Annotated in this window: 7 protein-coding genes and 1 pseudogene; 3 read left to right on the top strand and 5 right to left on the bottom strand. The window is 36.7% G+C overall.

The features are described 5' to 3' along the window. Positions 1-49: 49 nt before the first annotated feature. The 4 genes from AC1DPQ_RS14625 to AC1DPQ_RS14640 all read right to left on the bottom strand — a co-directional run bounded on the left by AC1DPQ_RS14625 (position 50) and on the right by AC1DPQ_RS14640 (position 4,927). Positions 50-241 (bottom strand): hypothetical protein, encoded by a 192-nt coding sequence (locus AC1DPQ_RS14625; RefSeq protein ID WP_057935224.1) that lies wholly within the window; start codon positions 239-241, stop codon positions 50-52. 87 nt (positions 242-328) lie between these two features. After that, complete coding sequence (gene scpB, locus AC1DPQ_RS14630; protein WP_477584570.1) at positions 329-895, bottom strand: SMC-Scp complex subunit ScpB; 567 nt, start codon at positions 893-895, stop codon at positions 329-331. Positions 896-1,146: 251 nt separating this feature from the next. After that, the gene (locus AC1DPQ_RS14635) at positions 1,147-4,152 is read right to left on the bottom strand and encodes a ligand-binding sensor domain-containing protein (protein ID WP_477584571.1); all 3,006 of its coding nucleotides are present in this window, start codon (positions 4,150-4,152) and stop codon (positions 1,147-1,149) included. Next, positions 4,142-4,927, bottom strand: coding sequence for a LytR/AlgR family response regulator transcription factor (locus tag AC1DPQ_RS14640; protein WP_215128301.1), 786 nt, complete (start codon positions 4,925-4,927; stop codon positions 4,142-4,144). The genes AC1DPQ_RS14635 and AC1DPQ_RS14640 overlap by 11 nt, the downstream gene beginning before the upstream one ends. Before the next feature lie 124 nt (positions 4,928-5,051). Between AC1DPQ_RS14640 and AC1DPQ_RS14645 the strand changes: the two genes are divergently transcribed. The 3 genes from AC1DPQ_RS14645 to AC1DPQ_RS14655 all read left to right on the top strand — a co-directional run bounded on the left by AC1DPQ_RS14645 (position 5,052) and on the right by AC1DPQ_RS14655 (position 6,563). Continuing rightward, entirely contained in the window at positions 5,052-5,777 is a 726-nt protein-coding gene (locus tag AC1DPQ_RS14645) for a ferritin-like domain-containing protein (RefSeq protein WP_477584574.1), read from the top strand. A gap of 19 nt (positions 5,778-5,796) precedes the next feature. Beyond that, the gene (locus AC1DPQ_RS14650; RefSeq protein ID WP_477609947.1) at positions 5,797-6,222 is read left to right on the top strand and encodes a ferritin-like domain-containing protein; all 426 of its coding nucleotides are present in this window, start codon (positions 5,797-5,799) and stop codon (positions 6,220-6,222) included. A gap of 71 nt (positions 6,223-6,293) precedes the next feature. Further along, the gene (locus AC1DPQ_RS14655) at positions 6,294-6,563 is read left to right on the top strand and encodes a hypothetical protein (RefSeq protein ID WP_477609949.1); all 270 of its coding nucleotides are present in this window, start codon (positions 6,294-6,296) and stop codon (positions 6,561-6,563) included. 174 nt (positions 6,564-6,737) lie between these two features. Here the strand turns inward: AC1DPQ_RS14655 and AC1DPQ_RS14660 are convergent. After that, positions 6,738-7,012: pseudogene (locus AC1DPQ_RS14660) on the bottom strand (dehypoxanthine futalosine cyclase); the annotation flags it as partial.

A 7,012-nucleotide genomic window follows, 5' to 3' on the forward strand; every position in this document is an offset into this window, starting at 1 on the left:
ATCCTACCAAGCGGTCGGATGCTTTTTCAAATATATGTTATTTTAAATATTAATAGTCGTCGTCGTCATCGTCGAAGTTATCGAAGTTGTCAAGATCATCTAATGGCATATCAAAATCATCATCGTCATCATCTTGAGGCTTCTTTTTCGTTGTTTGAATATCGTCATCTTCAAGATCATCGTCTTCGTCTACCTGTTTCTTGGTAGTCGGCTTAGTTGGGAGTTTCTTTGGCGCTTTCATAACACAAAAATAAAAATTGCTTTTATAGTTTAAAAATACAAAAAAACTTTTTTTAATAACAATCTGGAAGCAAAGAAATTAATTTATTTATTCCACATTTTCTCCAACAGTATTTTCCTCTTTTACGATGTCTTTTAACTGAGGAAGCTGGTTTAGGTTATTTAAACCAAAATAATCCATAAATAATGTGCTGGTGCTATATAGGATAGGCCTACCGGGCGTTTCTGCTTTTCCATCGATACTGATCAGCTCTTTTTCCAGCAGGCGTTGCACCGAATAATCTGAATTTACACCCCTGATCTGTTCAATTTCCAATTTGGTTATCGGTTGGCGGTAGGCAATAATGGCAAGTGTTTCCATCGCGGCCTGACTTAATTTTTTCTTCGAGCGGTGTAACTGAAGTTGATTAACCGTTTCATGGTAATCTTTTTTGGTGAGAAACTGGTAACCATTGTTTAAGAATACCAATTCGATGGCAAAATCATCATGGCTATATTTTTCTTTAATCTGCTCTATGCTTTCGAACACCTGTGTTTCGGTAAATTCTTCATTGAAAACGACATTTAAGGCAAGTATAATTTCTTGCGTACCTATGCTTTGGCTGGAAGAAAATACGAGGGCTTCGATGTGCCTGGTGATGTTGTTATTGGGCATATACAAAAATAGAATTTTTGGGCATAAAAAAAGCGGTCTCGCTTTTAAAAACAAGACCGCTTTCAACACACAAATGAAACCTGAATTAAGATATAGTTTTAGGTTAGGTTATTAAATATCTATATCAATTCTATAAGAACGTCTTTGATAAACACTATCGTTTATTTCTAACACAAGTTTAAGGCTAAAGAGGGTTCGATCAAGATTCTATTTAGTGAGTGGTATTAATAATTGAGTAAACGGTAAATTTTCTATTTTAACGGTATAGAAATCGATACTGTTGTACCATTTGTGGTATTCTGGCTAACGTTTAAGTGTATAGGTTTTGCTCCAATCTGACCTAAAAGGTGCAATCTTTCTTTGGTTAACTGCATTCCTTTACTAATGTGTGTTTCCTTTTTATCCTTTAAAGAGTTGTCAATTCCAATCCCATCGTCAATAATTTCGATGTTGAGATAGAATTCATCTTTCAGTTTAATATTGATCAGGATTTCACCACCTGTTTCTTTTGGCATAATGCCATGCCATATTGCATTTTCTACGTAAGGTTGCAACAACATAGATGGGATAAAGGTTTCTTCTTTATCAATTTCTTCATCAATATTAAAAATGTATTTTAATTTATCGCCGAAACGGTTCTTCTCTAATTTCAAATAAAGATTTAAGTATTCTAGTTCTTCCTCTAAAGAGATGTAACTTTTGGTACAGATCTCCAGGTTCTTTCTGATCAATCTGGCAAAACCCGTTAAAACCTTATTTGCTGAAGCCGTATTTTGCGTATTGATATAATGCTGGATCGAATTCATTACGTTGAAAACAAAATGTGGATTCATCATCGCCTGTAGGGCTTGTTGCTCGAGCATCAGAACTTTGTTTTTTAACAACAATTGCTCTTGCTCTTTATCTTTTTGCTTACGGGTAATATAAACTGCCACTTTATAAAAAATATAGGCTACCAGCAGGATCAAAATAGATAAGAACCATAAGCTTTGCCAAAAATGCCTTTTAATGGTAAAAGCTATTTTTGCCGATTCGCCCCAATTACCATTTTGGCTTTTGGCACTTACCTCAAATATGTAATCACCTGATTGTAGTGAAGAAAAATCTAACCGCCTCGTGCGGGTTTCTACCCAAGCTGAATTTTCATTTAAACGGTAACGATAAGTGATGTCACTCGTGGTAAAATCGACTGCACTAAAGGTAAATAGAATCGTRTTGTTACCGGTTTCGAAAGTAAAATTACCTTGATCAACCGGCAAACGCTCATTATCCTTAATAATAGAAGTAACGTAAACCTTAGGAAGATTCTTAACTATGTTTTTATTGTTGTACTTAAATAGGATCAGGCCTTTGTTTGTTGCAAAATAGGCCGTACTATCATCAATAAACAAGCTGTTGATATCATCACTCAAAAGGTCCTTACCATAGTCGAAATTGGTCACGGTGAATTGATTGGGATAATCGGCTATTTTGTTTACACCTTTGTTTGTTAACACCCATATTTCGTTATTTTTTACAAATATTTTGGTGCAGATATTATTGGTTAGGCCATCTTTTTGGGTAATCTGTCGGGTAATTTGCCTGTTCTTATAGAAAATTAAACCATAACCATCTGTTGCCAAAATCAAAGTGCCGTCTGCAAGCTGCTGAATATCATTTATCCTTTTGGTAAGTAGAGGATGATTTTCGTAATGTTTAATTAATTTCCCTTTCGAAAATTGAGACAGCCCGTTAATATTCGAAAACCACAAATTCCCTTCGCTGTCGTAAAAAACGTGATAAGACCTGTCTTTAAAAAAATCTTCCTTTTCGCGGTATTTCGCAGCGTTAAACTCAAATTTGTTTCTTCTGTCCGATAAAAAAACAACACCCGATGAAAGAGCCAGAGCCAGGTGGTCGTTATTCTTGCCGATACTAAAATGTTTGATCACGAACATAGAGTTGTTCGATTCTTTTAAATATTTTACTTCGCTATTGCCATTGTAGATATTTTTAAAAACACCCATTCCATAATCGGATGCAAAATATATAGATTGATCTTTTGGATCGAAAGTAACCTGTTTAATGGTTTTGTATTTCTTGAAATCGTCTAAACCAATTTCATTTACCTGGTAATTGTTGATGGTTAATACGTCGATTACGGCATCATCGGTACCCAGCCAGAGGCGGTTTTTTCCATCTTTGGTAATGCTTTTAATTACGTTACTACTCAGGCCCGATTCGGCATCAATGATGGATAAACGGTTATTTGCATTAGGAAGCATATAAATACCCTGATTGGTGGCAAACCACATGTTTTGGTTACTATCTTTAATGATTTGATTGACAGAGATATCCTGTAGATATTGAACAGTTTTTCCGCTTTTATCCAAAGCAAAGGCACCATTGGCATTCGATAGCCAAACTTCTTTACTGGCAATGTCGTAATAAAAATAACCCGACATGTTCTTGATGAGATTCTGAGGAATAGATATGAGATCGTTGATAGTTCCATGTCTATATTGTTTTAAGCCGCCAGCATCTAGATAAAATAAAGATCTGTGGGTAGAATTGACAGCAGTCATGTACGAGAGGGGCTGCACTTTTGAACGGACCATGGAAAAAGTTTTTCCATTAAATTTCTGTACACTTAAATCGCTATAGGCGAATATATTACCTTGCTCATCTTCGTGTATAAAGGCATTGATAAATTTGTCATTTGGATTAGGCGAAATGTACTTTTTAATCGTTTTTCCGTCCCAGCAAACAATCAGGTTGGCATTGGTTCCGAGCCAAATCCGCCCCAGTTTATCTACTAAAAAGGAAACAATTACCGTATTAAAGTTTAGCTTTTTAAGCAGTTCGTCATTATCCTGGTTGTAAAACTTCCCTTCTTTTAAGTAGCTAAGCTGGCCGTTTAAGGCAAAAAACCACAAGCGGCCATCTTTATCCTCTTTCATCTGGAGGATCTGGGTATCGGGAAGTCCGTCTTCAATCGTAAAATTCTGGAAATTTGTACCATCAAAACGGCTCAATCCGTTATCCGTTGCAATCCAGATAAAGCCTTTTTTATCCTGTAAAATGTAATAACAGTTGTTGCTGGCCAGCCCATTTTTAGTATTATAATGGGGGAGGTAAGTGGTTTGAGCAAGCAGCGTTTTTGGAGCGATAAATATAATAAGCCCGAATAAAAAAGCAATAAAAGAGCGGCTGAAGCTTAACTTCAGTATTGCTTTTTCAGTAAATAAAAGCACTTTTTTGCCTAGTTTAATGATCACTGTTCGCTTTTGTAAATAATTTTATTTTTTCAAAAAAATCGCTTGCTCTTCTTCGCGAAATATTAATACTTTCTCCATTTTTTAAGAAAACCTGAAGTCCGTTTTTAGAATTATACTCTTTTAAATGGTTAAGGTTGATGATGCTCGACTTATGGATCCGTACAAATTGGTCGCCCGGTAAAAGCTCTTCAAATTCCCGTAAAACTTTCGAAACCGTTATTTTATCATGGTTATTTAAGTGTACAATAGAGTAATTGCTATCGGCTTCGATATAAATGATATCATCGATATCAATCATTTTAAAACCTTGGCCATAGGGAAGGGTAAGCTTCTTGATTTCGGATCTTGAGCTTAAACTGGAAGCCAGATTATTGATTCTTTCATCATTCTCATTCTGACCTTTAAAGCGCTTAATGTGCTGAAAAACCTTATCTACAGCTATTTTAAGTTCATCAATATCAATTGGCTTTAATAAATAATCAAGTGCGTTAGCCTTAATCGCTTTCAGCGCGTATTGATCATAAGCGGTAGTAAATATAACTGCTGCATTATGTTTTTGAGCATCAGGAATTAATTCGAAACCATTCCCTCCGGGCATTGCTATATCCAGAAAGATTAAATCAATAGGATGGTGTGCCAGAATATCTTTCGCCTCCGCTACAGATCTTGCAATACCGGTAATTTCTACCTGTGGACAGTTCTGTTGCAGTAAAAAAAACAATGATGATCGGGCAAACTCCTCATCATCAACAATAATGGCTTTTAATGTTGTCATAACTATAGGTTGGTGAATGTATTAAAATGCGCTTACAAAAAAAAATGCAAATCAAAAAAACCAGTGTTCTGATTGTCACGTATGTATCATCAAACGAATTCAAAACCACTAAACATAGATTACTATGAAACACAATGAACTAGAAACAAAAAATGAACTTCAGGAAAAAAGTTTATTTGACAAAACTGTAGGCAGAAGATCTTTTCTTCAGTATGCAGGTGCAGGCGCTGCTGGCATCGCCTTGGTTGCGGCCGGTTGTAAAAAAGATCGTGGTTACGAGAATCCTATTATGGGAGGCGCAACCTTAGATTTTAAAGATGATTTCGGCGTATTAAATTATGCATATGCTTTAGAGCAATTAGAGGCCGCATTTTATATAAAAGTTGCTTCAGCACCTCCTGCAAGTTTCACAGCTGCTCAAAAAGCATATTTTCAGGATATCCAGTTCCATGAGATTGCACACAGGGAGTTTTTTAAAGCTGCTTTAAGTACCGCTGCAATAGGAAGTTTGGAGGTAGATTTTTCATCAATTGATTTTACCAGTTCTGCCAGTGTTTTAGGTACGGCAATGGCTTTCGAAGATTTGGGCGTGGCAGCATACAATGGTGCCGGACCAAGAATTAAAAATGGTACTTATTTATTGTTAGCAGGTAAGATTGTTTCGGTTGAGGCTCGTCATGCAGCCTATGTTCGTGATTTAATCTCAAACGGGTCGTTTGCTGATTTAAATAGCCTTGCTCCATTGGGTGCCAATAACTCAGCTGGTTTAGATGCAGCTTTAACGCCAGATAAGGTGTTAGCCATTGCTGGAAAATATATCAAAACCAAAATTAATGTTATCAATCTTTAATTTTTAAAATCAGAAAATCATGAATATTGTAAATATATTAGAAGAAATTGAAAAAGTTGACGGTGAAATCTATGAGAGATTAAATCCGAGAAGAGCTGCAATGAAAAGCTTTTTCAACATGGGCAAAAAAATCTCTTTGGCTGCTATGCCGCTAGCCCTAGGTTCAATGTTTCAAAAAGCATATGGACAAACAGCTTTACCTGCTGCGGTTGTTGATGTATTGAACTTTGCATTATCGCTAGAGTATTTGGAATACCATTTTTATAATCACTGTATTGTAGGCAAAACTCCTGGATCGGCAGTAACTGATGTTACTTTTAATTTTCCTAATGCAGCCAGTCAAGCCGCCATTACTACCATTCGTGATCACGAAAAAGCACACGTTGATTTATTGGTAGGTGCTTTGGGAAGTTCTGCCCGTGCACCAATTGCCTATGCGGGGTAAGTCCGGGAGTACTGCAAACTGCTTTACAGATCCACTCGGTGGAGGCACGTCATGCTTCTCACATCCGTCAAATGCGTACAGCGGCCGGTACAGCAATATATAAACCATGGGTTAGTCTTGGTGCTTCAGGTCAGGCAAACGATTCTGGAGTTCCTCAGGTAGATGCTGTTTATGCCGGCGAAGATTTAACCGTACAAGCTGGTGCAAATATTATAGGTATAGGTGGCAATGCAGGCATAACCAAAGCTGTAGCGGTAGAAAGTTTTGATGAGCCTTTGGATAAAGCCAGCGTAATCACAATTGCTAACTTATTCTTGAAAGACGGCAAAAAGCTATCATAGCAAAAATTTTTACATTATTAATTAGGTAATGTTTTGTTTAAGGTAGGGAGGTAGAACTTGGTTTTACTTCCCTTTATTATTAAGATTATTAAGATGATAGGATTTTAAGATCAATGCGCATAATAGAATATATTTCCATCTTACATATTCCATTCACATTATCCAGCTCTATCTCTAGTATGTGATCACCTGTTCTTCCAAATGCTCAGGTAAATCCCTATAGTTATATTTCTGTCCGCGTAACTGAGGTTCGAAACCGGCAGCCTTAATAGATTGCTGGATACCATTCGCGGTAAAGCGGTGTGGTGCGCCAGCAGCCGATACTACATTTTCTTCGATCATAATCGATCCAAAATCATTTGCACCTGCATGTAAACAAAGCTGTGCGGTTGCTTTACCAACGGTTAACCAACTGGCCTGACTGTTTTTAATATTGGGCAACATAATGC

This window comes from Pedobacter sp. 01T416_2 (assembly GCF_056398925.1).